Origin of the sequence: Bacillus sp. 3255 (assembly GCF_031456485.1) — a bacterium.
Lineage (GTDB): Bacteria > Bacillota > Bacilli > Paenibacillales > NBRC-103111 > Paenibacillus_E.
Map to the genome: position 1 here is coordinate 19,811 of NZ_JAVDUS010000005.1, position 24,605 is coordinate 44,415.

22 protein-coding genes are annotated in these 24,605 nt (G+C 50.9%); 18 read left to right on the forward strand and 4 right to left on the reverse strand.

Going from position 1 to position 24,605, the window contains the following annotated elements; translation table 11 throughout:
* Positions 1 to 2 precede the first annotated feature (2 nt).
* The 3 genes from J2X61_RS08835 to J2X61_RS08845 are packed head-to-tail and all read right to left on the reverse strand — an operon-like array spanning position 3 to position 3,860.
* Positions 3 to 1,199 carry a Ger(x)C family spore germination protein gene (locus J2X61_RS08835; protein ID WP_274469439.1) on the reverse strand — a complete coding sequence of 399 codons (1,197 nt, stop codon included), beginning with the start codon at positions 1,197 to 1,199 and terminating at the stop codon, positions 3 to 5.
* Entirely contained in the window at positions 1,189 to 2,298 is a 1,110-nt protein-coding gene (locus tag J2X61_RS08840) for a GerAB/ArcD/ProY family transporter (protein WP_274469438.1), read from the reverse strand. Before J2X61_RS08840 ends, J2X61_RS08835 begins: the two co-directional genes overlap by 11 nt.
* Entirely contained in the window at positions 2,295 to 3,860 is a 1,566-nt protein-coding gene (locus J2X61_RS08845) for a spore germination protein (RefSeq protein ID WP_274469437.1), read from the reverse strand. Before J2X61_RS08845 ends, J2X61_RS08840 begins: the two co-directional genes overlap by 4 nt.
* A 334-nt stretch (positions 3,861 to 4,194) precedes the next feature.
* On the opposite strand from J2X61_RS08845, the gene J2X61_RS08850 reads away from it, so the two are divergent.
* The 3 genes from J2X61_RS08850 to holA all read left to right on the forward strand — a co-directional run bounded on the left by J2X61_RS08850 (position 4,195) and on the right by holA (position 7,220).
* Positions 4,195 to 4,743, forward strand: a complete 549-nt coding sequence (locus J2X61_RS08850; RefSeq protein ID WP_274469435.1) for an RNA polymerase sigma factor — start codon at positions 4,195 to 4,197, stop codon at positions 4,741 to 4,743.
* Complete coding sequence (locus J2X61_RS08855; protein ID WP_310187446.1) at positions 4,740 to 5,984, forward strand: anti-sigma factor family protein; 1,245 nt, start codon at positions 4,740 to 4,742, stop codon at positions 5,982 to 5,984. The genes J2X61_RS08850 and J2X61_RS08855 overlap by 4 nt, the downstream gene beginning before the upstream one ends.
* 216 nt (positions 5,985 to 6,200) lie before the next feature.
* On the forward strand, positions 6,201 to 7,220 hold the full coding sequence (gene holA, locus J2X61_RS08860) for a DNA polymerase III subunit delta (protein ID WP_274469433.1): 1,020 nt from the start codon (positions 6,201 to 6,203) through the stop codon (positions 7,218 to 7,220).
* Between the two features lie 64 nt (positions 7,221 to 7,284).
* Here holA and rpsT read toward each other — a convergent pair whose 3' ends face one another.
* Positions 7,285 to 7,536 carry a 30S ribosomal protein S20 gene (rpsT, locus tag J2X61_RS08865; protein ID WP_274469432.1) on the reverse strand — a complete coding sequence of 84 codons (252 nt, stop codon included), beginning with the start codon at positions 7,534 to 7,536 and terminating at the stop codon, positions 7,285 to 7,287.
* A gap of 196 nt (positions 7,537 to 7,732) precedes the next feature.
* On the opposite strand from rpsT, the gene gpr reads away from it, so the two are divergent.
* The 15 genes from gpr (at position 7,733) to J2X61_RS08940 (ending at position 24,566) form a co-directional block, all read left to right on the forward strand.
* The gene (gene gpr, locus J2X61_RS08870; protein WP_274469431.1) at positions 7,733 to 8,731 is read left to right on the forward strand and encodes a GPR endopeptidase; all 999 of its coding nucleotides are present in this window, start codon (positions 7,733 to 7,735) and stop codon (positions 8,729 to 8,731) included.
* A 123-nt stretch (positions 8,732 to 8,854) separates the two neighbouring features.
* Positions 8,855 to 9,328 carry a nucleotide-binding protein gene (locus J2X61_RS08875; protein WP_274469430.1) on the forward strand — a complete coding sequence of 158 codons (474 nt, stop codon included), beginning with the start codon at positions 8,855 to 8,857 and terminating at the stop codon, positions 9,326 to 9,328.
* Positions 9,325 to 10,302: a TIR domain-containing protein gene (locus tag J2X61_RS08880; RefSeq protein ID WP_274469429.1), complete on the forward strand. Its 978-nt coding sequence runs from the start codon at positions 9,325 to 9,327 to the stop codon at positions 10,300 to 10,302. Before J2X61_RS08875 ends, J2X61_RS08880 begins: the two co-directional genes overlap by 4 nt.
* Entirely contained in the window at positions 10,286 to 10,441 is a 156-nt protein-coding gene (locus J2X61_RS08885) for a hypothetical protein (protein ID WP_310187447.1), read from the forward strand. Before J2X61_RS08880 ends, J2X61_RS08885 begins: the two co-directional genes overlap by 17 nt.
* 248 nt (positions 10,442 to 10,689) lie before the next feature.
* Positions 10,690 to 11,919: a stage II sporulation protein P gene (spoIIP, locus tag J2X61_RS08890; protein ID WP_274469427.1), complete on the forward strand. Its 1,230-nt coding sequence runs from the start codon at positions 10,690 to 10,692 to the stop codon at positions 11,917 to 11,919.
* Positions 11,920 to 11,946: 27 nt separating this feature from the next.
* Positions 11,947 to 12,360 carry a DUF3679 domain-containing protein gene (locus tag J2X61_RS08895; protein WP_274469425.1) on the forward strand — a complete coding sequence of 138 codons (414 nt, stop codon included), beginning with the start codon at positions 11,947 to 11,949 and terminating at the stop codon, positions 12,358 to 12,360.
* A gap of 77 nt (positions 12,361 to 12,437) precedes the next feature.
* Positions 12,438 to 14,252, forward strand: coding sequence for a translation elongation factor 4 (gene lepA / locus J2X61_RS08900; protein WP_274469424.1), 1,815 nt, complete (start codon positions 12,438 to 12,440; stop codon positions 14,250 to 14,252).
* An 86-nt stretch (positions 14,253 to 14,338) separates the two neighbouring features.
* A complete protein-coding gene (gene hemW, locus J2X61_RS08905; RefSeq protein ID WP_274469423.1) occupies positions 14,339 to 15,508 on the forward strand; it encodes a radical SAM family heme chaperone HemW in 1,170 nt (389 codons plus the stop codon).
* Between the two features lie 148 nt (positions 15,509 to 15,656).
* Complete coding sequence (locus tag J2X61_RS08910) at positions 15,657 to 16,136, forward strand: N-acetyltransferase (RefSeq protein WP_379239857.1); 480 nt, start codon at positions 15,657 to 15,659, stop codon at positions 16,134 to 16,136.
* Between the two features lie 112 nt (positions 16,137 to 16,248).
* Positions 16,249 to 17,277, forward strand: a complete 1,029-nt coding sequence (gene hrcA / locus J2X61_RS08915; RefSeq protein ID WP_274469421.1) for a heat-inducible transcriptional repressor HrcA — start codon at positions 16,249 to 16,251, stop codon at positions 17,275 to 17,277.
* Positions 17,274 to 18,815 carry a TCP-1/cpn60 chaperonin family protein gene (locus tag J2X61_RS08920; RefSeq protein WP_274470856.1) on the forward strand — a complete coding sequence of 514 codons (1,542 nt, stop codon included), beginning with the start codon at positions 17,274 to 17,276 and terminating at the stop codon, positions 18,813 to 18,815. The genes hrcA and J2X61_RS08920 overlap by 4 nt, the downstream gene beginning before the upstream one ends.
* A gap of 61 nt (positions 18,816 to 18,876) precedes the next feature.
* A complete protein-coding gene (gene grpE, locus J2X61_RS08925; RefSeq protein ID WP_274469420.1) occupies positions 18,877 to 19,452 on the forward strand; it encodes a nucleotide exchange factor GrpE in 576 nt (191 codons plus the stop codon).
* A gap of 79 nt (positions 19,453 to 19,531) precedes the next feature.
* Entirely contained in the window at positions 19,532 to 21,376 is a 1,845-nt protein-coding gene (gene dnaK, locus J2X61_RS08930) for a molecular chaperone DnaK (protein WP_274469419.1), read from the forward strand.
* A 114-nt stretch (positions 21,377 to 21,490) separates the two neighbouring features.
* Positions 21,491 to 22,603 carry a molecular chaperone DnaJ gene (gene dnaJ / locus J2X61_RS08935; protein WP_274469418.1) on the forward strand — a complete coding sequence of 371 codons (1,113 nt, stop codon included), beginning with the start codon at positions 21,491 to 21,493 and terminating at the stop codon, positions 22,601 to 22,603.
* A gap of 199 nt (positions 22,604 to 22,802) precedes the next feature.
* Positions 22,803 to 24,566, forward strand: coding sequence for an alkaline phosphatase (locus J2X61_RS08940; RefSeq protein ID WP_274469417.1), 1,764 nt, complete (start codon positions 22,803 to 22,805; stop codon positions 24,564 to 24,566).
* The last annotated feature ends 39 nt before the right edge of the window (positions 24,567 to 24,605 follow it).

A 24,605-nucleotide genomic window follows, 5' to 3' on the forward strand; every position in this document is an offset into this window, starting at 1 on the left:
GATTACTCCCTTGTCGTTTCGAAAATATTGCCGACCCGGCGAATGATGACTTTAAATTGCACGTCGATGTCCGCTTCGCTAAATAAATGAGCCCCGGATTCCCAGTTGTCGGCAATCGGTTTCCACATTTTATAATGGTTTTGAAACAGATAGGAACCTAGTCCCATCGCATCTTTCTTATACGTATGCTGCAGTTTTTTGATGACTTTCGTTGTAGTTGTCGTAAGGGTGTCCTGGAGTTCGCTTTCTAGCGTTTCGATGGTTTTTCCATCGGAAGGATCGATATTTGCAACCGATTTTTCCAGTGTGCCCTCCACAATAATTTTTATGGTGAAATGGAGGATTCCGTTATTCGCTGGCTGCACATACAGCTTCCTGTTCGAACGTTCGACCTTGAAGGCGATCGGTTGCTCATTCATTTTGGCTTCGACAATGCCGCCCTTGATCCGATTGGTGACGAAATTAAGACCTTGTGTTTCAACACCGCTCAAAAAGCCGATGAACTGCTTGGTGTTCCCATCAAATAAGGCGCTTCCATTCAGAGTAACACCCCCGTTATCTCTCTTAATCATTTGTATAACAAAGCTCTCTTTTTTGACTAAAAATTCGTGAACGTCTCCAATCCTGGATTGCGGCAGCATGTAGTTGGTTTTTTGGTTATTTTTGGCGATGGATGAGATATAACTGACTGATGTTGATTCATTATTTGGATGTATGTTCAACATATCGGAGGCTTTGCCATCCGCAATCAATATTTGCACACCTCTGCGCATTTCGCTATTCCGGAGATAGAAATCGAGAATATTGGAGAGGTTGCCCTTGACTTTGGCGATCTCGTTCGAAATAATAATCATCTTCAGGTGCTCGAAATAGGGGGAGCGGCTCGTTCTGGCGGCTATCTTTGAAGCTATTGCCGGCATGGAATTCTCTGTCGTCGACATGTTGAAAAAAGCTTGACCCGCATGAGAATTCGTATTGTTGCTCTGGCCGCCGCTGCTGCCCGCATTCATCTTCAGTCCGCCGGGAACGATGATTTGATAGGTGCCTTCGAACAGATCTTTGGAACCATCTCCCGGACTATCCACGCCGACTCCGACAACGAAGCCGCGTTGGTCGATCTCCACCCGGTCCCAACAGCCTGTCAATAATGTCAGCGTACAGCACAAGATTAGGGTACTTGCTAGTTGTCTAGGCAGCATCACTCTTCACTCCCCGAAGCTTGGCCACCAGATGAATAGAGATCGGAGTTAAAATACTAATGACAAAACCGGTGTAGCTGATGAACGTGCTAATTCGGCCGAAATCGGACAAGTTCTTCGGATACATACACAACAAATAGATGATGGGACTGAGCATGAATACCCATGTTTGATGTTTGGGCTTTGCGAATAAGGACTTAAGGCCGTAGATCGCGCAGTCGTAAGCCATGACGGTCGTTGTAAATACAGCCATGATCCAAATGGTAAAAAAAATGGACTCGAAGCGTTCGAAAAATTCGCCCGGGACCTGCATTTCCTTCGCAAGCTCCACGGCCGGATAAGTGATCTCAGGCAAGGCCATTTGCGTGAATACCCCGACACATACCAGATAAATAGCGGTATACAGGATGATCGGTAAAGATATACCGATGACGACAGCCTTCGGAGCGCCCTTAGGCTTATTCATCATCGTGATATAGAAGAGGACGACCTCAAAGCCGAGAAGTGAGAACGCCGTCGTTTTCATAGCTGATGCCAGCGATTTCCAATCCGTTGTAATGTAAGGCTTCAATTCTTTGGCGTCCACCATGCTTAAGCTAAACAATAAAACGATAATCGTGACGAACAAGACGATCGGGATGAACAAAATGTTCAAACGAATCAAACCGACCCGGCTTCCCGAAACCGCGTAGACGTTCACCATTAAGAACCCGAAAGCAATGACTTCAACCGGAGTCGTTTCAAATAAATATTGCTTGGCGATATTCGCAATCGCCCTCGCTTCATAAGCGCAAAAGGAGAGAAAGTAGAGAGAAAGCCCGAGTACGGCGATGAAAGCGATCGGCTTCGTCACAGCTGCGGATGCGTAGGCATAATAGCCTTGCTTAGAGAAATGCGTAGCGATTTTGGCTAAAGCCCAACCTACGCTTATAGCTAATAAGCCAGCGGCAAGCATGGATATCCAGCCATCAGAACCGTGCACCGTATTGGCCAGCTCCCGGGGCAGCATGAGGATGCCGACACCGATAATCATTGAGGACACGGTGATGGCTATGTCTAGAACGCTTATTTCTTTATCCCCGTACTCAAATGACTTCATTCGTCTTTCCTCCCAACTTTCATTCTGTCCTCATTATTGGTTTGAAGCATCTTCGGCCGTTTCTTCATGAAATGCAGCGGAGCCCGCAGCACGAGATCTTTCCAATCTCCGATGAACATTGGTGCAAAGGGCGTGGAATACGGGATTCCGAAGCTTTTCAGGTTTACAATATGGATGTTGATCATGATGTAGGCTAGGATAATGCCGTATAGCCCCAAGAATGAGGCGATCAACATGATGCCAAAGCGCATGACGCGTAAGGAAATGGCGAACGAATACGAAGGCAAAGAGAAGGAAGCTATCGCGGTAACGGCAACGACGATAACCATAACGGGACTTACCATCCCCGCGGCAACCGCGGATTCTCCGATAACGAGACCTCCTACGATGCCGATCGTCTGCCCGATCGGCTTCGGAAGTCGAAGCCCCGCCTCCCTTAGCAGCTCAAGCGTAAATTCCATGACGAAGGCTTCGATGACCGCGGGGAAAGGGACGCCTTCCCTTGCACCGGCGATGGAGAAAGCGAGCTTGGATGGTATCATGCCGTGGTGAAACTCCAGCAGCGCAATATAGAGTGCTGGCAGGAACGTGGCGATGAATGCCGAGATCAAGCGAAGTACCCTTGTCAGCGTGGAAATGAGCCAGTTTTGATAATAATCCTCAGGCGACTGCAAGCTGGAAGAGAAAGTAATCGGCAATATGAGTGCAAACGGATCACCGTCAACGAGTATGGCAACGCGGCCTTGGAGCAGCGCTCCCGACACTTTATCCGGCCGCTCCGTATTCAGAATGACGGGGAAGGGGCTGAGGAAGCTGTCCGTAATCCACTGTTCCAAGAAGCCGGACCCTTCGATATCGTCCATATCGACACTCTGGATGCGTCTCGTAACTTCTTTGATCAAGTCCGGATGGACGATATCCGCAACGTACGTTAGGATCACTTTCCTCTTCGCTCTGCGTCCTATTTGAAAAGTATCGAAGACGAGATTCGTTTCTTTGATTCTTCTTCGGATCATCGCTGTATTCATCCGCAAGTCTTCTGTAAATCCCATCCGCGGCCCCCGGATGATGGATTCCGTCTGCGGTTCTTCAATCGCTCTCGTTTTCCAGCCGGATGTGGAGATGACGATGTACTGCGAGATATGATCCAATAAAATCAGCGTATTTCCCGACAGCAGGGCTAACAATGCGTCATCCAGGAGTTCTCCGGTTTCCATCTCGTAGGCTGTTAATACCTGTTCGATTAGCGTATTCAGCAGGTCCTGCGGCGAACTGACCAACTGGTCGAAAGAATGAAGCATCGGATGTATGAGCTGTTCATTGACAAGTGTGGTATCCACCAGGCCATCGATAAAGACAACTGCGCAAGGGTACTCTTGGCCTACCATAAATTGTCGGACGACAAGATCGCTCGGCTCATGCAAAATTGTCTTAATGGTAGACAGATTATCCTGCAGGCCAGGATGCAGCACTTTATTCTCTTCCGCATTCACACTGTTCTCTCTGGAGACTGTCCTGTAGCTGCCCTGCATGCGCCTTCTGCCGAATAACTGTTTGAACATGGGAAAGTCCTCCGCGTTTGGGATACCTTCTCTGTAATATTTACCACTTTCCCCAGAATTACTCGGGATATGAAGGTACTACACAAACATAGTACTTTCCGTACGGCCAAAATGGCTTAAAATGGAGTTGATTTGACCGAACCGGGAAAGGGGTTGGACGGATCCTTTGATGAGAAGTAAAACTAATCCGAGTTTTATGCGTCTAACAGGTGTATTAACGAAGCAAAATTTGTTATTCTGGTAGTTGCGAACTGACTTTTTATTTTATTCTAAAAGAGTTGCAACATTATGAGACGTTCTTGCGTCTGTAAGATTGCAAGAGGGAGGGATCCCAGTGGTAGCACCCGAACTGGTTAAAAGAGCTCAAGCCGGTGACCGTGATGCACTCATTACCCTATTGCGAGAAATTGAGTCTCACGTCTACCGAACCGCTTATTATATTTTGAATAATGAACAGGATGCTCTTGATGCGTCACAGGAAGCGCTTCTGCGCATTTATACCAAAATTAATTCATACGAAGAAAAAGCTCAGTTCAAGACGTGGGTACAGCGGATTGTAACGAACATCTGCATCGATAAATTTCGCAAGGCGAAACCTACGGTTTCTATTGATGAGCATGATATGACGTTTACTGCAGAGCACAATGTTGAATATGAAATTATGTCTGGCTATCTGGCCAAAGACATTCGAGAGGCAATCGATAAGCTTCCCGAGCACCATCGATCTGTTGTTGTTCTCCGTTATTTGCAGGACTTTTCGTATCATGAAATTGCCGAATCATTGAATTTACCGCTTAATACGGTGAAGTCTTACTTATTTCGAGCCAGACAGCAGTTGCAATCGCTGCTCCAAGAATATCAGAAAGGAGGTGTTCGGGGATGATTTGTCAAGAGGTGATGGAACTCATGCAAAGACAGCTGGATGGAGACCTGAATTCGCAAGAAGAAGATGAGCTTCACGCTCATTTGGAGTACTGTTTAGACTGTGCTGAAATGTTCGAACGATTACAACGATTATCCGATGATTTGACGCAACTACCGAAGGTTGTTCCTCCATACAGTTTGGTCGATGCAATCCTGCCGCAGCTAGCAGAAATAGATCGTGGTGCCGCGGCGTCCATTACCGACAAGGCAGCTGTCGTTACACCGGATGTGAGACAGAATGAACGAGGACAGACTACCAAACTCCCTTGGACACGCCGATTTGGCTCGCAGTTCTCCTGGAAATTCGCCGGCGGCGTCGTGGCCGCAGGTCTCATTCTTGGCTTCTTCGTATTCAATATGAAGCAGCCTGTACTGGATAATGCAGATGGCTTGCTGCCGATGTCGCGTCAAGCGGAAGAACGCAGCGCAGCTTCTTCCGAACTGAGAAGCAATCTTCCAGACGGAAGTAATATGAAGAAAGCCGAAACTCCGAATGCCGGCGCCGCAGCAACCGAAGCTCCCGCAGCAGATGCAAGCGCAGGCGGAGCAAGTGGAACGGATAAGCAGGAGACGCACAATTCCGATTCGGGAAGCTCAGGTCCGCAAGCTACAACAGATGCGAATCTGGAGAAGCCGGACGCGATCAAGATGTCCAAATCGGATGATGCCAAGGATGCCTCACAAGTCGATCCGTCCACAACAGCGCCTGAACGTATGAAGGACGCTCCTGCGGATAAAGTGGCTAAGAATACGGAAACGGCGCCGACGAGCCCGGCTTCCGGTCAGGGTGCGCCGAACAAGAACATGGTCGCGTCAACGCCATCGTCAACGCCATCGCCGTCGTTAACGCCGCAGCCGACTCCCGCAGCCGGGACGCCTGAACGAAATCAAGTCGCGAAGAAAGGCGCCGATGCGGATCAGCGCGGCGGAGTTTTCTCCTTGACGGTCCCTACTCACGAGAACATGCTCAAATCTGCCTCCGGCACTTTGAGCGCGACCGTGGAGGATCAGCATGTTGTCATTCGCAACAGCACAACAGGCGAGCTTGTATTCGCCTCTAAGAAGGCCTGGCAGCCGGAAGACCAGATTACGTTACTGGAATGGTCCAAGGACGATAAACTGTTCTATCAGGTCCAAAGCGGCGGTTCGCTGCATATGATGCGCATCGATGTGAACCTCAAAACAGAAGAAACTCCGTAAATTTGTGTCAAGAACGCACCAACAAGGCGGCTTCTGCGTATGTTATAGAGACGGAAGCGTAGTGTATGCTTTGGGGGTTCGTCCACATGGCTTAAGGTTTCTAGAGCCTTTCGCCGGTGTTTAAATAGACAAACAGAGGGATTGCTTCAAGGTCTTCGGGCTTTGACGTAATCCCTTTGTTGTTGGTAAAATGATAGCGAGGAGTGGACGCCAGCTATGGATGCGAAGAGAGCACTGAAAGATATACAAGCAGGGCGCCAGGCACCCGTCTATTTGTGCTACGGTCCCGAGAAATATAAGATGAGAGAATTTATCCAAGTGCTGACGGATTCCCTCATCGATCCGGAGCTGAGGGAATTTGCGGTAAGCAAATTCGATTTAAGCGAGACACCGCTATCCGCGGTGCTGGAGGATGCGGAGACGCTGCCCTTCATGGTGCCGAGGAAGCTCGTGATCGCCAAGAATGCGTTGTTCTTTACAGGAGCGAAGGAAAGCACGAAGATCGAGCATCATCTCGACCGGCTGACGGATTATTTGAAGTCTCCCGCCGATCATACCGTTGTTGTTTTTACGGTCGACGCCGATAAATTGGATGAGCGGAAGAAAATCGTCAAAGCGCTCAAAGAAATGGAAGCGGCCGTGCCTTTCCTGTCGCTTAGCGCGGAGGAGCTGCAGCATTGGGTCGCGGCCCAAGCGCGGCAGCGGGGCTTCTCTTTCACGCAGGAAGCGTCCGACTTGCTGATTCTGTATACAAGCGGCAATTTGCAAGCTCTATCGGCCGAGATCGAGAAGATCTCGTTATTCGTTGGAGCAGGCAGCGAAGCAACGGCTGACGTGATTGATAAGCTCGTAGCGCGTAGTGCGGAGCAGAACGTGTTCATTCTGATCGAAGACATCGTGAATGTGAGGCTGGAGCGGGCTTTCGTCATTCTCGAGGAGCTGCTGAAGCAGCGGGAAGAGCCTATCAAGATCGCAGCGCTCATTGCGCGGCAGTTCCGCATCATGCTGCAGGTCAAAGAACTGAGCAAGCAGGGATACTCCCAACAGCAGATGGCTTCGCAGATCGGATTGCATCCGTTCGCGGTGAAGGTGGCCGAAGGACAAGCCCGAAGGTACAATACGGAGAAGCTGAGCGACATTATGTCCCAGCTCGCCGATCTTGACTTTCAGATGAAGACCGGCAGAATCGACAAAGTATTAGGATTAGAAATGTTCCTTCTTAGGCTGGCTGCCTAAGAAGGAAATAGTAAAAAGTCCAGCTCTCCGAGGAGAACTGGACTTTTGCTTTTATGTCCTTGTATTACGCTTGGGCCGTAAGAGCGTTCAGCTTTTTAGCCAGACGGGACTTCTTGCGGTTAGCGGCATTTTTATGGATTAAACCTTTAGAAGCTGCTTTGTCAAGTTTCTTGGAAGCAGTAACAAGAGCTTCAGGGGTAAGAGCTGTTTCGAAAGCTTTCACAGCAGTACGCAGAGCGGACTTTTGGGAAGCGTTACGAAGACGGCGCTTTTCGCTAACTTTTACTCGTTTAATAGCGGATTTAATGTTTGGCATGAAATTCACCTCCTACTTACAAAACACGGTTCAACGTTACATTTGTATGTTTGCTGACAACTTTAAGTATTCTACCATGCAACAATTGAAATTGCAAGACCTGTCAATAGGTTTTCAGTGGTCATCACTTTTGCATAAGGGAATTCGAATCGTCGCACAATAAGAGATGCAATGTACCTGAGAAAGGGGAACTTCTATGGACTTAGGCTCTTTTAATACACATACGGATCTTGCGCTGGATGCGCGGGATATGGCTACAGCTGCCAATCAAGGGCAACCGATACCGGGGATTGAACAGGAATCGGTACGCGAGAACGGTATACGCGTCACCAAGATCAATGTAAAGAACGAAGAAGGCTCCAGAGCCCTAGGGAAGCTTCTCGGTCACTATATAACGATAGAAGTTCCCGCACTTCGAGAGAAAGATTCGCAATTGCAAGATCGGGTGGCGACGAAGCTGGCACAGGAGTTCGAGCAATTTCTACAAGAGATCGGGATTCCGAAGAATGCCAAGGCACTGATTATCGGACTCGGCAATTCCAATGTGACCCCGGATGCGCTCGGCCCGCTTGTCGTCGACAATGTGATGGTGACACGGCACTTCTTCGAACTGATGCCTAATGATGTCAGTCCGGGCTACCGGCCGGTCAGTGCGGTAGCACCGGGAGTGCTGGGAACGACGGGCATTGAGAGCAGCGATATCGTACTGGGGATCGTGGAGAAATCCAAGCCTGATTTCATCATTGCCATCGACGCGCTTGCCTCCAGATCGCTCGACCGCGTGAATACGACCATTCAAATTGCCGATACGGGCATTCATCCGGGGTCGGGCATCGGCAATAAGCGTAAAGGATTGACGAAAGAGAATTTAGGCGTGCCTGTAGTCGCCATTGGGGTTCCTACGGTCGTTTATGCTTCCACGATCGTGAATAACGCCTTCGATTTGATGCATAAGCATTTCAGCGAGCAAACGAGCAATACAGGTCAAATTCTGGGCCTATTGGACAATATTCACGAGGATGAACGCTTGCAACTGGTCAAAGAAGTGCTGAATCCTGTTGGGCACGATCTGCTCGTTACGCCCAAAGAAATCGACCAGTTCATTGAAGATATCGCCAACATCATTGCCAGCGGGCTCAACGCAGCCCTGCATGAGGCGGTAAGTGTCGAGAATGTAGCAGCCTATACGCATTAATATTTGAACGAGAACTGGGACCGCGGACTGCAGTGGGAACAGTTCTTTCTTTGTGTGCGGCAGGAAAAAGATGGGAAGTGTCGAAGTAACTGACCATCACCATTTGATGAGGAAGTGGTTTCTATGAGCAGCACACCGCTGGCTAAGCTTTTCATAGGGTCCTCTGCCGAGAGTATCGACGTAGCAGAGGCTTTGCAGTCTAACCTTCATTTTTCCTGTGACGTAACGGTTTGGAGTCAATTATTGTTCCCTCCTTCGCAAACGACGTTAGCTCCACTGATCAAGCAGGCTCAATCCAGCGATTTCGCTATTTTCGTCTTCCGTGGAGACGATCTGACTCTATTAAGAGATTCGGTCGTCAGTACGGTGCGGGATAATGTCATTCTGGAGCTTGGCTTATTCATTGGGCAGATCGGCTTGGAGAGAACGTATTTTCTGATTCCGGAGAAAGAAAGCCTACATATCGCTTCGGACTTGCTTGGCTTGACACCGCTTACGTACAAGCCGGATCATCCTTCCGGCCTCATGGCGGGACTGGGACCTGCTGTTTATACGGTGAAGCGGATGGTGAAGGAGTTAGGACTGAGAGCCCGATGAAACCGAAAATATTCATCGGCTGCTCGGCAGCCAGTCAGCTATGGGGCGAATTCTATCAATCTCAGCTAGCTTCTATTTCCGATGCGACGGTGTTGAACCAAGGTGTTCTGGCAGCGTCCCAGCATAAATTGAAAATGCTCAAAAGGCATTTGGAAGATTCCGATTTCGCTCTTCTGATCATGACGTCGGAGGACAGCGGGCATTCCGGGACATACGAAAATCTTTTGGTGCTGCTTGGGCTCTGCATCGGGGAGCTGGGGCACAGCCGAACATTCCTGATCCTGTCCAAGGATCTTGAATTGCCCGAATTTCTCGAAGGCTATAGTCCGCTCAGAATCGATGACAAGCAGTCGGACCGGGACGTTGCGGAGCTCGCAGGGCCGCATCTATACCCGCTCAAGAGCAGCATCTCCGCTCACAAGAAGCGGCATAAGCCATCCGATATGAAAAAAAATGAGGCGATCCGCAGCTTTCTCTTCGATGCGTTGGACTCGCTCAGCGTTTCCAGTGTGGATTACGACCGGGTTTTGGATAAATTCCATAAGACATTTGATACCAATTGTGGTATAATTGAGCTTCAAGAAGTGACGGCAGCCACACTGTTCGAGCTTCTTGACGACGGCGTGACACTGCGGCAGTTTGGCCGCGCGGGTCAAGTCAGCCATAATCACAGCTTTAACGTGAGCGATCCTGCGAGTTATTTGGCCGAATGCTATCGCAGCAAGGATACGAACATCATTCTCGGACGCGCCAGAGACAAGGATGACGGCGAGTTCGAATATATTTATTGCGTGAAGCTGCATCCGACGATCGTTTCCTCCATACATTTCAAAACAAGGGCGGATATTCCGCCGCGTCATCATCATCAAGTGATGATGGAGTTGTCGGAACGCAATGCGAAGCTTGTGTCTTCACTCAAATCCATTGTGAAAGGAAGGATTCTATATGCTGAAGCACATGAAGAAAGCTCGTAACCGGCTAACCGCCAAGACGGCAAAGAAGGCAAGCGATAAGAGCTTGCTTAAATTATATACCGGTCCTACCGTTCTCAAAGAAACAAGCGGGGTCACGATTGTGGCCAAAGGCACCTTCGATTTCGAATCGCTTGCTTGATCATAGGAGCTGCATGTAACCAGGAAACGTAAGAACCCCGCAAGGGGTTCTTTTTTTTGCGCTTTTCCGGGGAGGGACGCCGTCAGCGGCAAGTAAGCCTATGGCCGTTCTCCCGTCGGCTCAGAAGCGGATGTGGACAAGACAGGGTGCCCATCAAACTCCTCTATCAAAAAAAACTATCGTTCCGGGTTCTATCGACGGGGCTCAATTCATAGATTGAATTAAGATAGTTTAGGAGGAATCAGACTATGAAATGGACATCCGCCACACTCAATCTCAGCCAAGTTCGAAAAACGTTTCAGAGCGCCAGTTCCGTCGGAAAAACGTTTTTTATTCTCAGCACAGCGACCCTAGCCATTTTCGTTCTTATCGGTGTAGGCGGTTACTTGCAAAATAAAGTGATTACGACCTCGCCGGTTTCTTCCATGAAGAGCTTGGCCGCCTCCGTCACGAACCAGTTTTTTATCGATATGATCGGCATGGAAGTGCCACATCTGAATAAAGACCAGAAGAAATTCACTTTCTCCCAGCATAACGTCTTTCACTTCGCCTTTCAGTTTCTGACAGACATTAACCCAAGCGACCCCAAGAGTCTGGTAGCGAGCGAGGTGCCGGGGATGGATACGAACAAAACGACGGTCCTCGTAAAAGGCAGCGCATCGAATCCGAGCGAGCCCGTCGATTACAATCCGGGGACGACGGATCTGCAAGCAGAGGCGAAGAATCCGCTCCCTGCGCCATCGCCCGAACCTGCGCCAACAGCTTCAACGAATCCGATCGTCAGTCCTGTGGGACAGCCGCCAAAGACAGCAGGCGACAACATCGCTTTCATCTATCAAACGCATAGCAATGAATCCTTCCTGCCGGAGCTTAAAGGGGTGACCAACCCGGACAAAGCTTACAGCGACAAAGTCAATATCATCTCCGTCGGCCAACGGTTAGCGCAAAATCTGGAGAAAGACGGCATCGGCGCCGTACATTCCACAACCGTATATCCGAGCACGGTGAAAAATTTCGAATATCCGTACTCCTACAAATATTCTTTGAAGACGCTGCAGGAAGCTGCCGTCCAGCATCCGGACTTGCAGTATTATTTCGATATCCACCGCGATTCGGCGGCCCGCAACAAGACGACCGCGACGATCGACGGCGTCGACTATGCGCAAGTGTATTTCATTATCGGGGGGAAAAACCCGAACTGGAAGAAGAATGAGGAATTCGCCAACAAAATTCATCAAGTGCTGGAAGCGAAGCATCCCGGTATTTCCAAGGGGATTCACGCGAAGGAAGCGAGCGAAGGCAACGGCTTATACAATCAGAACTTTTCGCCCAACAATATATTGATCGAAGTCGGCGGTCCTTACAACACCTTGGAAGAGTGCTACCGCACGACGGACTGGCTGGCGGAAGCGATCTCGGAAGTCATCCTGAACGCGAAGAAAGTAGATGCTCCGGCGGCAAGCCCGAAGCAATCATAAACGATAACCCGAGGGAGGGTCTTTTCCATGAAGCTGAGGCAGTTTTATATTAAAGTAGGCTTATTCGGATTGCTGCTGCTGTTCTGCATTTTGTTCGGAGTCAGCCTGGCCTCCAGCGGAATGGAACGGATCCAGGGCGCTGAACCGGCCTCCAAAGCTCCGCAGGAATCGGTGAAGCCGGCCGGCAAAACGACAACGTCTGCTGCCGGCGCCGCGGCGCCTGCCAGAACGGCCTCATCGCAACCGGGCAAAGAAGAGGCGGCTGCGAAATCCAAGGCGACGCCGAAGCCGGATGCGGCCAAAACGGCGGAGCCTGTTGCCGATCACGACGATTCCTTGAATCATGTCGGCAACAAGCTCGGCGACCTGCTGCAAATCGCTTCCCATCACGGCATCAAGCTGTTTGTGTCACTATTTGACGCGGTATTAGGGAAAGGTTAGGACTCGTACATTGCTGCAACTCTCCACAACTGCTATAATGAAAATTATTTGCATGTTGTGGGGGTTAATACGTTAGCATGACTGACATTCGCGAAAGACAATCAAGAATTCGAAACTTTTCAATTATCGCTCATATTGATCACGGCAAATCGACTTTGGCCGACCGCATTTTGGAATATACGGGAGCGCTGTCGTCCCGGGAAATGCAGGACCAGGTCCTCGACCAAATGGATTTGGAGCGGGAACGCGGGATTACGATCAAGCTGCAGGCGGTAAGACTGAACTACCGTGCAGACGACGGCGTTGATTATATCCTCAATTTGATCGATACGCCTGGGCACGTCGACTTCACCTATGAGGTATCCCGAAGCCTTGCCGCTTGCGAAGGAGCGCTGCTCGTTGTGGATGCGGCTCAAGGCATCGAAGCGCAAACGCTCGCTAACGTGTACTTGGCATTGGACAACAATCTGGAAATATTACCTGTCATTAATAAAATCGATTTGCCAAGCGCCGATCCGGACAAGGTGAAGCAGGAGATCGAGGACGTCATCGGACTTGACGCCAGCGAGGCTGTATTAGCTTCGGCTAAGGCCGGTATCGGGATCAAAGAGATTATTGAGCAAGTGTGTCAAAAAGTGCCGGCTCCGCAGGGCAACCCGGACAATCCGCTTAAAGCGCTCATTTTCGATTCCCATTACGATGCGTACAAAGGCGTTATCGTGTATGTTCGGGTCGTTGATGGCTCGATCAAAGCAGGCTCCAAAATCAAAATGATGGCAACGAACAAGACGTTCGAAGTTATCGAAGTAGGAGCATTCAAACCGAGAATGTCTTCCGTTCCATCGCTTGAAGTCGGAGATGTAGGCTTTATCGTGGCCGGCATCAAAAATGTCGGAGATACGAGGGTCGGGGACACGGTAACCGAAGCGGACCGCCAAGCGCCTGAGCCGCTGCCGGGCTACCGCCGGATTAACCCGATGGTGTTCTGCGGACTGTACCCGATCGAGACGACGGATTATAACGATCTGCGCGAAGCTTTGCAGAAGCTGGAACTGAATGACGCTTCGCTTCGTTTCGAACCGGAAACCTCGACGGCCTTAGGCTTCGGTTTCCGCTGCGGCTTCTTGGGATTGCTGCATATGGAGATTATACAGGAGCGTATCGAACGTGAGTTTAACATTCCGCTCATTACAACGGCGCCAAGCGTTATTTATAGAATCACCTTAACGAATGGCGATGTGATGGATATCGATAACCCGTCCAATTACCCGGATCCGCAGCGTATTGATTTTGTGGAAGAACCTTACGTGAAAGCTTCCGTCATTGTACCGAACGATTTCGTAGGCACTATCATGGATCTGTGCCAAGGTAAGCGCGGCGAGTACTTGAACATGGAGTATTTGGATTCCAATCGTGTTACATTGACGTACGACATTCCGTTGTCCGAAATCGTCTACGATTTCTTCGACATGCTGAAGTCAAGAACGAAGGGGTATGCTTCCTTCGATTACGAGCTGTCCGGGTATAAGCGTTCCAATCTCGTGAAGATGGATATCCTGCTGAATTCCGAACAAGTCGATGCCCTATCCTTCATCGTTCACCGTGATTCCGCGTACAACCGCGGCAAAATCATTTGCGATAAGCTGAAGGATCTGATTCCTCGCCAAATGTTCGAGGTGCCGATTCAAGCGGCGATCGGGCAGAAGATCGTAGCCCGCGAAACCGTTAAAGCGATGCGCAAGAACGTACTTGCCAAGTGTTACGGCGGCGACATTTCCCGGAAACGGAAATTGCTCGACAAGCAAAAAGAAGGTAAAAAGCGCATGAAGCAGGTCGGCAGCGTAGAGGTGCCGCAAGAAGCGTTCATGGCTGTACTGAAAATAGACGAATAGGCTCACACGAATAAGAAGCCGGGGAGGCAGAGAATTCTGTCCCTTGGCTTTTTATCCATTGATAGGTCAGAAAGGAATAAACCCATATGGTAGTGACTCATACAGCTCAAACCAATCATGGCGCTGCGACCGCGGTGTACATTCATATCCCGTTTTGCACGAACAAATGCCATTATTGCGATTTTAATTCCTATGTGCTGAAGGGCCAGCCCGTCATGGAATATTTGGACGCGCTGGAGCGGGAGATGGAATTGACGGTAGGCCAATATCCGCCTGCCAAGGTGGAGACGATATTCGTCGGCGGAGGAACGCCGACCGTACTGCTCCCGGACCAAATGGAGCGGTTTCTGCGCATGGTTCGAACGTATTTCCCGGCGGATCCGAATGAGGTTGAATTCTCAATGGAGGCCAATCCGGGAACGACGGACGAGGATAAACTGGCAGTGATGAAAGAAGGCGGCGTCAACCGGATATCGTTCGGCGTGCAGTCCTTCAACAATGAACTCTTGGCCGCGATCGGACGTATTCATAATACGGACGATGTGCACCGGAGCATTGAGAATGCGAAGAAGCTGGGCTTCGATAATTTGTCGATTGACTTGATGTTCGGACTTCCGAAGCAAACCGTCGAAATCATGCAGGCGACATTGGATGAAGCGTTGTCCCTTGATTTGCAGCATTATTCGATATATAGCTTGAAAGTAGAAGAGAATACGCTGTTCCATACGCTCTATAACAAAAATCAGCTGCCGCTGCCCAGCGAAGACGAAGAAGTGGACATGTACGAGCTGATTATGAAGCGGTTAGAAGACGCGGGATATAAGCAGTACGAAATCAGCAATTTCGCCAAACCGGGACGGGAGAGCAGGCACAATACGATGTATTGGCGCAACCGGTACTACTACGGGCTTGGTGCCGGAGCTCACGGTTATATGAACGGACAGCGTCATGTGAATATCAAAGGCATTCAGCCGTATATCGACGCGACCCATGCGGGTCTGCCGGTCATGGAGCAATTCGAGGTCACGCGGCAGGAAGCGATGGAAGACTTCATGATGGTCGGCCTGCGCCTGTTGGAAGGGGTGCGCAGCGCGGATTTCGCCGCTCAGTTCGGTACGTCGATCGAATCGCAATTCGGTGAGACGCTGCAAGGGTGGCTGCATAAGAAGCTGCTCGAGCAAACGCCGGAAGGCTATCGTTTATCGAAGCAGGGCATCTTGTTGGGCAACGAAGTGTTTGCTTCATTCCTATCATAAATTAACGGAAGAAGCTGCAAAAAAATCCCTTGTGCAAATATACGCTTTGTTGTATATTTATTCATGAATCCACAAGCGTTTCAGCGGTAAGCCCGCAAGAGCGCTAGCGTGGGTTTTATGCATTTTGTTGCGATTGGTGGGATGTCGGATGACCTTGAATTCATCAACTACAGTTCTCGTAAGAAAAGCTTCAATCGACGATATCGAGAAGCTTTATGATATTATACAAGGCTACGCGAAGCAGGGGATTATGCTGCCGCGTACGAAGGAGATGCTTCAGGAGCAGATCGACACCTTCGTTGTCGCCGAGCACGATGGCACGCTCATTGGCTGCGGTTCGCTGACGCGGCTGGGTCCGGACCTTGTCGAGATTCGCTCGCTGGGGATGACGCCTGGTTACAAAGGGCAGGGGATCGGCGGTAAGCTGGTTGATTTCCTGGTAGAGGAAGCGAGAAGCCAAGGCATTGTGAAGGTCATGGCGCTGACCTATGAGGTCGCTTTCTTCCAGAAAAATGGATTTTCCCTCGTGCCGAAAGAGATTTTCCCGGAGAAGGTTTGGAAAGATTGCATGCATTGCAAAAAGCAGTATTGCTGCGATGAAATCGCCGTACTTAAACGATTGGATTGACTTGACAACAGACCTTAGGGTCTGTTATTTTTGTATTAGGATTTAGCACTCACTAAATACGAGTGCTAACGAAAGTGATCTAACACCATGTTGTGAAGAGGAGGGGTATTTGATGTTGACAGAACGCCAGCGCATGATTTTGAGTGCGATCATCGATGATTATGTTCGTTCTGCTGAACCGATTGGTTCAAGAAGTATTTCGAAGCGGGGAAATGTCGGGTTTAGTCCGGCCACGATCCGTAATGAAATGTCCGATCTCGAAGAGATGGGTTACTTGGAACAGCCCCATACGTCCGCAGGCCGTATTCCCTCGCACAAAGGTTATCGCTACTATGTCGATCACTTGCTGCAGCATGGAACTCTGCATGAGAATGATTTGAATTCGTTGAAAGGCGCATTCGCCGAACGCATTCAAGAGATGGAAGGGGTTATTCAGCATGTGGCTGGCATGCTCTCCTCTCTTACGAATTATACGTCCATCGTGCTTGGGCCTGAAGTGTTCAGCACGACGCTGAAGCATTTGCAGATCATTCCGCTGACGGATACGACGGCGGTTGCGATCATTGTTTTGAATACCGGCCATGTGGAGAACAGAACGGTCACGATTCCTGAAGGCATCCGAATGTCCGAGATCGAGAAGGTCGTGAACATTTTGAACGCCAAGCTGAAGAACGTACCGCTGATCCAGTTCAAATCAAGGTTATATAACGAGGTTTCCAGCGAGCTTAGCAAGTATGTGAATGGCTACCAGGAGCTTCTCGCCGTCGTAGAGAGCGTGATTAACAGCGACGACAAGGACCGGGTATTTCTTAGCGGTATGACCAATATGCTGATGCAGCCTGAGTTTAAAGATGTTGAAAAGGTGAAGAGCATTTTTGATCTATTGGAAGAAGCGCCGACATTAATCAAATTGTTTACACCTTCTAATGAAGGCATCGAGATCAAAATCGGTGCTGAAAATAGTATTGAAGCCATTAATAATTGTTCATTAATAACAGCGTCTTACGCGATTGGCGGACAGCCGCTTGGCACGATCGGAATTCTGGGGCCGACGCGGATGGAATATGCCCGGGTTATTTCTTTGATGCATCATTTATCCAAGCAAATGGAAGACGTCATGGGACGTTGGTATGGCAAATGAGTGGAATCAAAACGGTACAGGGAGAGGGCGAAGAACGCTACTCAACCTTAGTGAATAATGCCGCGGCCGTCCGGGCGATCTGCTCGGCGGTCGAGGGGACACTAGGTCCCAAAGGCTTGGACACGATGCTAGTTGGCGGGCAGGGTGAAGTGATCATCACGAACGATGGCGTGACCATCCTAGAGAAGATGGATGTTTCGCACCCTGCGGCGCGCTTGATGATTCAAGTTGCGCGCAGCCAGCAGCGGCAGATCGGCGACGGTACGACAACGGCTACCGTGCTGGCCGGGGCGCTCGTTCAAGAAGGCGTCGCCCAAGTTACGCGCGGCGTCCCTGTCGCGAAAGTCGTCAGCGGGATGCTGCAAGGCATCGAGCTGGCGACCGCCAGCCTGCAGCGCCGCAGCAGACCGCTCGCCGGATTAAACGACGGCGCGCTGCAGCGCATCGCCATCACGGCGGGCCGGGAGCAGGCGGATATCGCGCGGCTCATCGTGCAGGCGGCCGAAGCGGTCGGCGAAGCGAAGCTTCGCGAAGAAGGCTACCGCTTCGCCGACAGCGTGATCGCCCACGAAGAGGCGATCAGCGAGGTATGGACCGGCATTCTGCTGAACCAGAAGCCGATGAACCTGCATCTCGAGCAGGAGCGCCGAGATACCCGGATCCTCGTGCTGCACGATGCTCTCGAGCCTGAGGCGGTCAGCGAGGAATCGCTGGTGACCGAAGCGGGCTTCGGCCGGCATATGCAGCTCAGGGATCAGTTCCGCAGCTCGCTGGAGCGGCTGCTGGAGCTAGGGGTCGGCCTCATTGCCGCCGACCGCGGGGTAGATCCCGAGGCGGAGCAATTCTGCTCCGACCATGGGATTATCGTGCTGCAGCGGCTGTCCCGCCGGGACATGCAGCACTTGAGCGAGCACACCGGCGCCCGGCCGGTGCGGCGCACGGCGCTGCGCAAGAGCGCCGCCGAGCTGAGCGCGGCTTTAGGCCGCGCAGGCTATGCCGCATACGACGAGCGGCTGGGACGCGTGCGCGTGGCCGGCGGCCACGGCGAGCAGCACGTGACCGTGATCGTCGGCGCGGCAACGCGGGAAGCGGCGCATGAGCGCTCGCGCATCGCGAAGGACGCCGCTTCGGCCGTGCAAGCCGCCGTACGCGGCGGGTACTTGCCGGGAGGCGGCGCCGCGGAAATGGCGGTGGCCCATGATCTCGAGCGCGTTCGCGAAACGATCAAGGGCATGGAAGGCTTCGGCGTTGCCGCTGTTGCGGGTGCGCTGCGCAAGCCGCTGGCGCAAATTGTCGTTAACGCCGGCTACAATCCGCTTGAGAAGGTGGAGGAGCTGAAAGCGGCTCAGATCGCGCTGGAAACCGACAGCCTCGGCATCGATTGCGATACCGGTCAAGTGGCGGATTTTGTGGAAGCGGGCATCGTAGACCCCGCTGATGTGAAAATACACGCACTCCAGGCTGCAGGCGAAGTTGCTGCCGCCGTGCTGCGCATTCATACGGTTATTAAGATGAAGCAGCCTTTTGAAGAGGGCTAAAGCTGGGCAAACTGTCGATAGACGAACTTTTGGTGTATTATGTTTAGGAGGTGAAGGACAATTGAGTACTGAAAACAAAACAGAAGAGCAAAACGTGAACACTACATACGCAGCCGACAACGAGCAAGCCGCTGAGAATCAAGAAGATGCGGTTGCCCGCGAACAGGGCGCTGAGGCTTCTGTGGAGCCAAGCGAACTTGATAAGGTGCGTATGCAAGCCGAAGAAAACTATCAGCGTTTATTACGCGTTCAAGCGGACTTCGACAACTTCCGCCGCCGCGCCAGAGCGGAGAAGGAAGATTTCGCCAAATATGCTTCACTTAAATTGATCGAGCAGCTTCTGCCGATCATTGACAACTTCGATCGCGCGCTGGCTTCCAGCAAAGAGACGAAAGATTTCGACGCATTGGCCAAAGGTCTTGAGATGACGTATCGCGGGATGGACCAACTGCTGACGGCAGAAGGTCTGAAGCCAATTGAAGCAGTAGGTCAGCCGTTCAACCCTGAATTCCACCAAGCGGTGATGCAGGTTGAATCCGACGAGCACGAGGAAGGCGTCGTGGTTGAGGAGCTGCAGAAGGGCTATATTCTGAAAGATAAAGTCATTCGGCCGGCTATGGTGAAAGTCAGCGTATAAGAAGCGAACAGATCTTATCATTTTACCAAATCGCAAATTAACCATATGTTCCTGAGGAGCAAAAGGAGGAAGCTTTAACATGAGTAAAGTTATCGGTATTGACTTAGGTACTACGAATTCTTGCGTTGCTGTAATGGAGGGCGGAGAAGCTGTCGTTATCCCGAATCCGGAAGGTAACCGTACGACTCCATCCGTGGTCGGCTTCAAGAAAGACGGCGAGCGTGTCGTTGGGGAAACGGCCAAACGCCAAGCGATCACGAACCCGGACAAAACAGTTATTTCCATTAAACGTTACATGGGTACAAACCACAAAGAAGTGATCGACGGCAAAGAGTACACGCCGCAAGAGATTTCCGCAATCATCCTGCAAAAGCTGAAAGCTGACGCAGAAGCGTACCTGGGCCAAAAAGTAACCCAAGCGGTTATCACGGTTCCTGCGTACTTCAACGATTCCCAGCGTCAAGCAACGAAAGATGCGGGCAAAATCGCCGGTCTGGAAGTTCTTCGTATCGTCAACGAGCCGACTGCAGCAGCTCTTGCTTACGGCTTGGAGAAGTCCGAAGACCAAACGATTCTTGTATACGACCTTGGCGGCGGTACGTTTGACGTATCCATCCTTGAGCTTGGCGACGGCTTCTTCGAAGTAAAAGCGACAAGCGGCGATAACAAGCTGGGCGGAGACGACTTCGACCAAGTGATCATCGATCACCTCGTAGCTGAATTCAAGAAAGAGCAAGGCATCGACCTTAGCAAAGATAAAGCAGCGGTACAACGTTTGAAAGATGCTGCTGAGAAAGCGAAAAAAGAGCTTTCCGGCGTTCTGACAACGACGGTCTCCCTGCCGTTCATCACGGTAGCTGACGGCGTGCCTCAGCATTTGGAGCTTAACCTGACTCGCGCGAAATTCGAAGAGATTTCCGCTCACCTGGTAGAAAGAACGCTTGGACCAACTCGTCAAGCGCTGCAAGATTCCGGCCTTTCCACTAGCCAAATCGATAAAGTCGTTCTTGTCGGCGGATCCACACGGATTCCGGCGGTTGTTGAAGCGATCAAAAAATTGACAGGCAAAGAGCCTCACAAAGGCGTTAACCCGGATGAAGTCGTTGCGCTTGGCGCAGCTGTGCAAGCCGGTGTCTTGACAGGTGAAGTGAAAGACGTCGTTCTTCTTGACGTAACTCCGCTGTCCCTCGGTATCGAGACGGCAGGCGGCGTGTTCACGAAAATGATCGACCGCAACACAACGATCCCAACAACCAAATCCCAAGTGTTCTCCACTTATGCGGATAACCAAACGAGCGTAGAGATTCACGTGCTTCAAGGTGAGCGTTCCATGGCGTCCGGCAACAAAACATTGGGCCGCTTCATGCTTGGCGACATTCCACCGGCTCCGCGCGGCGTACCGCAAATCGAAGTATCCTTCGATATCGATGCCAACGGTATCGTGAACGTATCCGCATTGGATAAAGGAACGGGCAAAAGCCAAAAAATCACGATCACTTCCTCCAGCGGCTTAAGCGATGCGGAAGTTGAGCAAATGGTGAAAGACGCGGAAGCGCATGCTGAAGAAGACCGTCAGCGCAAAGAGCTTGTCGAGGCCCGCAACGAAGCGGATCAGCTCGTATACTCCGTTGACAAAACGATCAAAGATCTTGGCGACAAAGTCGACCAAGGTGAGATCGATAAAGCGAATGCAGCGAAAGAAAAAGTGACGGCCGCTCTGGCTGGCAACGAAATCGAAGCGATTAAAGCTGCGACTGCCGAGCTGACAGAAGTGATCCAACAGCTTTCCGTGAAGTTGTATGAGCAAGCTTCCGCAGCACAAGGTGCCGACGGTGCGGCTGGCGCAGGCGCTGGAGAAGCTCCGAAAGGCAGAGAAAATGTTGTTGACGCTGACTATGAAGTGGTTGACGAACAAAAAAAATAAACATATCCTAGAGTAATGCCGGATATGTAGGAACGAATGAGTCAAAGCCAAAGGGAGTTCTCCCGTGGCTTTGACTTTCCGTTCGTTGGTAGTCTTGAACATGGGAGTGGAATAATGAGTAAACGTGATTATTACGAGGTACTTGGGGTTGGCAAAGAGGCTTCGCAAGAAGAGATCAAGAAGGCTTACCGTAAAATGGCGCGCCAGTATCACCCTGACGTGAATAAAGCAGCGGATGCGGAAGATAAATTCAAAGAAGCAAAAGAAGCTTATGATGTGCTTAGCGATGATCAGAAGAAAGCCCAATACGACCGGTTTGGTCACGTTGATCCGAACCAGGGTATGGGTGGCCAAGACTTCAGCGGCGGCTTCGGCGATATTTTCGATATGTTCTTCGGCGGTGGCGGCGGCAACCGGCGCAATCCGAATGCGCCGCAGCGCGGGAACGATTTGCAATATACGATGCAGGTGGAGTTTAAGGAAGCGATCTTCGGCAAAGAAACCGATATTCATATTCCGCGTACCGAGAACTGCGACACTTGTAACGGATCAGGCGCCAAGCCGGGAACGAAGCCGGAAACGTGCGGCGGCTGCCATGGCAGCGGCCAGCAGGAAGTCGTGCAGAACACGGCGTTCGGCCGTATCGTGAACCGCCGCGTATGTACGCAGTGTAACGGAACGGGCAAAATCATTAAAGAGAAATGCGGAACGTGCCACGGCAACGGTAAAGTGAAGAAGCAGCGCACCATTCACATCAAGATTCCAGCAGGTGTGGATGACGGTGCACAACTTCGCGTATCCGGCGAAGGCGAAAGCGGTACGCGCGGCGGCCCTTCAGGGGATTTGTACGTCGTGATTCGCGTCAAATCGCATGAATTTTTCGAGCGTGAGGGCAATGACATTTACTGCGAAGTGCCGTTAACGTTCATGCAGGCTGCGCTCGGCGATGAGATCGAGATCCCGACACTGACGGAGAAAGTGAAGCTCAAAATTCCGGCAGGCACGCAAACCGACACGTATTTCCGCTTGAAAGGCAAAGGAGTGCCGCATCTGCGGGGCTTCGGGCAAGGCGATCAGCACGTCAAAGTCGTCGTCGTAACGCCGACGAACCTCAGCGAGGATCAGAAGGATCTGCTGCGCCAATTCGGCAAGCAAACCGGCGAGCATACGCATGAGCAAAATCAATCGATTTTCGAACGTATGAAAAGAGCCTTTTTAGGCGATTAAACCATAGCACCCCGTGCGAACTTTTGACAGAGAATGTTCTGTTTGAAATGTTTGCGCGGGGTGTTTTTTTATTGCGATGTTTACACTAAGCAAATAGTATATGAAATATTTTACATAGCGAATACGTTGGTATAACTTCCTCTTAATCTATCGGCCTTATGCTAGTTAAGGTGAAATACTATTATTGGAGGGAAACATCTTGAAAAAACGATTGAAACAAATCATGAGCTCCTCTTTAACTCTTTCCGTATTGGCGGTCAGCGTAGCAGGCGCAGCTTCGGCAGCGGAAACATCGGCACCTGCAACACCTGCTGTTCCTGCAACACCTGCAGCTCCTGCGGCTCCTGCTGCGGCGCAATCGAAGAATCTGATCGTGCTCATCGGTGACGGTATGGGTCCGGCCGAAGTGACGGCAGCAAGATACTACTCCAAAAAGTTTTTAAATAAAGACCGTTTAGAGCTGGATGGCGGATATTACGTCGGTAAAGCAACTACATACTCTCAGCCGGGCCCTTACACATCCGAATCCGGAGCCGTTACAGACTCGGCAGCGGCAGCGACAGCGTTCTCCACAGGCAATAAAACATACAATAATGCGATCAGCGTTTCGAACGGCGATGTGGCCAAGCCTTTCGGTTCGATCATCGAAGCGGCAATGAAGCAAGGTAAGGCGACAGGGCTTGTGTCGACGGATAATATCACAGGCGCTACGCCGGCGGTATGGGCGTCCCACGTTCGTCAACGCAGCAATCAGAATGCGATTGCTACGCAATACTTGAATAGCGGCGTGAACGTTATTTTCGGCGGCGGCAAAACGAATTTCGTAACCAAAGACGAGAAAGGCAAACGTACGGACAAAAACATTATCCCTGACTACGAGGCAAAAGGCTTCCAAACTGCGTTCGATAAAAAAGGCTTGGATGCAATCCCGGCCACAACGGACAAAGCGCTCGGTTTGTTCGCCATGAACGAGATCCCGTATGTGCTTGACCGCGATGCGAATACGCCAAGCTTGCCGCAAATGACGCAAAAGGCGCTGGACATTCTGTCCCAGGATAAAGACGGCTTCGTTCTGCTTGTTGAGCAAGGCCGCATCGACCATGCTGGCCATGCGAACGATTTGCCGGCGAACATTCAAGAATTGCTGGAATTGGATGCAACGTTCAAAACATTGGTCGACTTCGCGAAGAAAGACGGCAATACTTCGGTCGTTGTATCGGCTGACCACGAGACAGGCGGTTTATCCCTCGGGATCAACAACGTATACGAGTTGAACGTCGATCTGTTCAATAAGCAGAAGCATTCCTATGAATACCTGGACAGTCTCTTGAAAGCGGCGCAAACTGCGGAAGATGTTCGTAAAATTGTCGCCGACAATATCGGATTTACCGACTTGTCCGATGAAGAGGTTGCGCTCATTCTCAAAGGGGACGGTTCCTCTTACGGCCGCGCCGGCGGATACAATGCAGTCATCTCCAAAAGACTGGCTGTAGGCTGGACAGGGCATGGCCACACAGGTGTTGATGTTGGGGTCTGGGCATACGGTCCGATCGCTTCGCTGGTTAAAGGCGATATCGACAATACGGATATTGCGAAAAGCGGAGCGCAAGTGATCGGCGCCGATCTGGCAGCGGTAACCAAAGAACTGCAAGCTAAATATTTGTACCCGCTGTTCAAAGTCACTCGCGATAATCAAACCTTGTTTACAGCCAAATCGCTGGCTGAAGCGCTGGACATCACCGTTGCTTGGGATGAAGCCTCCAGAACGGTTACGTTGTCCAAGGGCAGCCAGAAGCTGTCCGTCCTCGTAGAAACCGGCGCAGTAACAGAGAACGGAGCTGCGAGCACCCTCGTAGGTAACGTAGACAACGGCAAACTGTACTTGCCGCTGGAAGCTTTCAACAAGCTGACTGGCACAGCGATGACTTGGGATTCCGTGAACGAGCGCATCATCAAAAATTAATGCATGCAAGCATAATGAAGGACAGGGGATCACGCTTCC

Excerpts from the sequence above, each read along its gene's own strand:
- J2X61_RS08855 (WP_310187446.1), top strand. The coding sequence starts at position 4,740 with ATGATTTGTCAAGAGGTGATGGAACTCATGCAAAGACAGCTGGATGGA.
- gpr (WP_274469431.1), top strand. The coding sequence starts at position 7,733 with ATGGACTTAGGCTCTTTTAATACACATACGGATCTTGCGCTGGATGCG.
- J2X61_RS08880 (WP_274469429.1), top strand. The coding sequence starts at position 9,325 with ATGAAACCGAAAATATTCATCGGCTGCTCGGCAGCCAGTCAGCTATGG.
- lepA (WP_274469424.1), top strand. The coding sequence starts at position 12,438 with ATGACTGACATTCGCGAAAGACAATCAAGAATTCGAAACTTTTCAATT.
- J2X61_RS08885 (WP_310187447.1), top strand. The coding sequence starts at position 10,286 with ATGAAGAAAGCTCGTAACCGGCTAACCGCCAAGACGGCAAAGAAGGCA.
- spoIIP (WP_274469427.1), top strand. The coding sequence starts at position 10,690 with ATGAAATGGACATCCGCCACACTCAATCTCAGCCAAGTTCGAAAAACG.
- rpsT (WP_274469432.1), bottom strand. The coding sequence starts at position 7,536 with ATGCCAAACATTAAATCCGCTATTAAACGAGTAAAAGTTAGCGAAAAG.
- J2X61_RS08845 (WP_274469437.1), bottom strand. The coding sequence starts at position 3,860 with ATGTTCAAACAGTTATTCGGCAGAAGGCGCATGCAGGGCAGCTACAGG.
- hrcA (WP_274469421.1), top strand. The coding sequence starts at position 16,249 with ATGTTGACAGAACGCCAGCGCATGATTTTGAGTGCGATCATCGATGAT.
- J2X61_RS08835 (WP_274469439.1), bottom strand. The coding sequence starts at position 1,199 with ATGCTGCCTAGACAACTAGCAAGTACCCTAATCTTGTGCTGTACGCTG.
- J2X61_RS08910 (WP_379239857.1), top strand. The coding sequence starts at position 15,657 with ATGACCTTGAATTCATCAACTACAGTTCTCGTAAGAAAAGCTTCAATC.
- dnaJ (WP_274469418.1), top strand. The coding sequence starts at position 21,491 with ATGAGTAAACGTGATTATTACGAGGTACTTGGGGTTGGCAAAGAGGCT.
- hemW (WP_274469423.1), top strand. The coding sequence starts at position 14,339 with ATGGTAGTGACTCATACAGCTCAAACCAATCATGGCGCTGCGACCGCG.
- dnaK (WP_274469419.1), top strand. The coding sequence starts at position 19,532 with ATGAGTAAAGTTATCGGTATTGACTTAGGTACTACGAATTCTTGCGTT.
- J2X61_RS08920 (WP_274470856.1), top strand. The coding sequence starts at position 17,274 with ATGAGTGGAATCAAAACGGTACAGGGAGAGGGCGAAGAACGCTACTCA.
- J2X61_RS08840 (WP_274469438.1), bottom strand. The coding sequence starts at position 2,298 with ATGAAGTCATTTGAGTACGGGGATAAAGAAATAAGCGTTCTAGACATA.
- holA (WP_274469433.1), top strand. The coding sequence starts at position 6,201 with ATGGATGCGAAGAGAGCACTGAAAGATATACAAGCAGGGCGCCAGGCA.
- J2X61_RS08875 (WP_274469430.1), top strand. The coding sequence starts at position 8,855 with ATGAGCAGCACACCGCTGGCTAAGCTTTTCATAGGGTCCTCTGCCGAG.
- J2X61_RS08895 (WP_274469425.1), top strand. The coding sequence starts at position 11,947 with ATGAAGCTGAGGCAGTTTTATATTAAAGTAGGCTTATTCGGATTGCTG.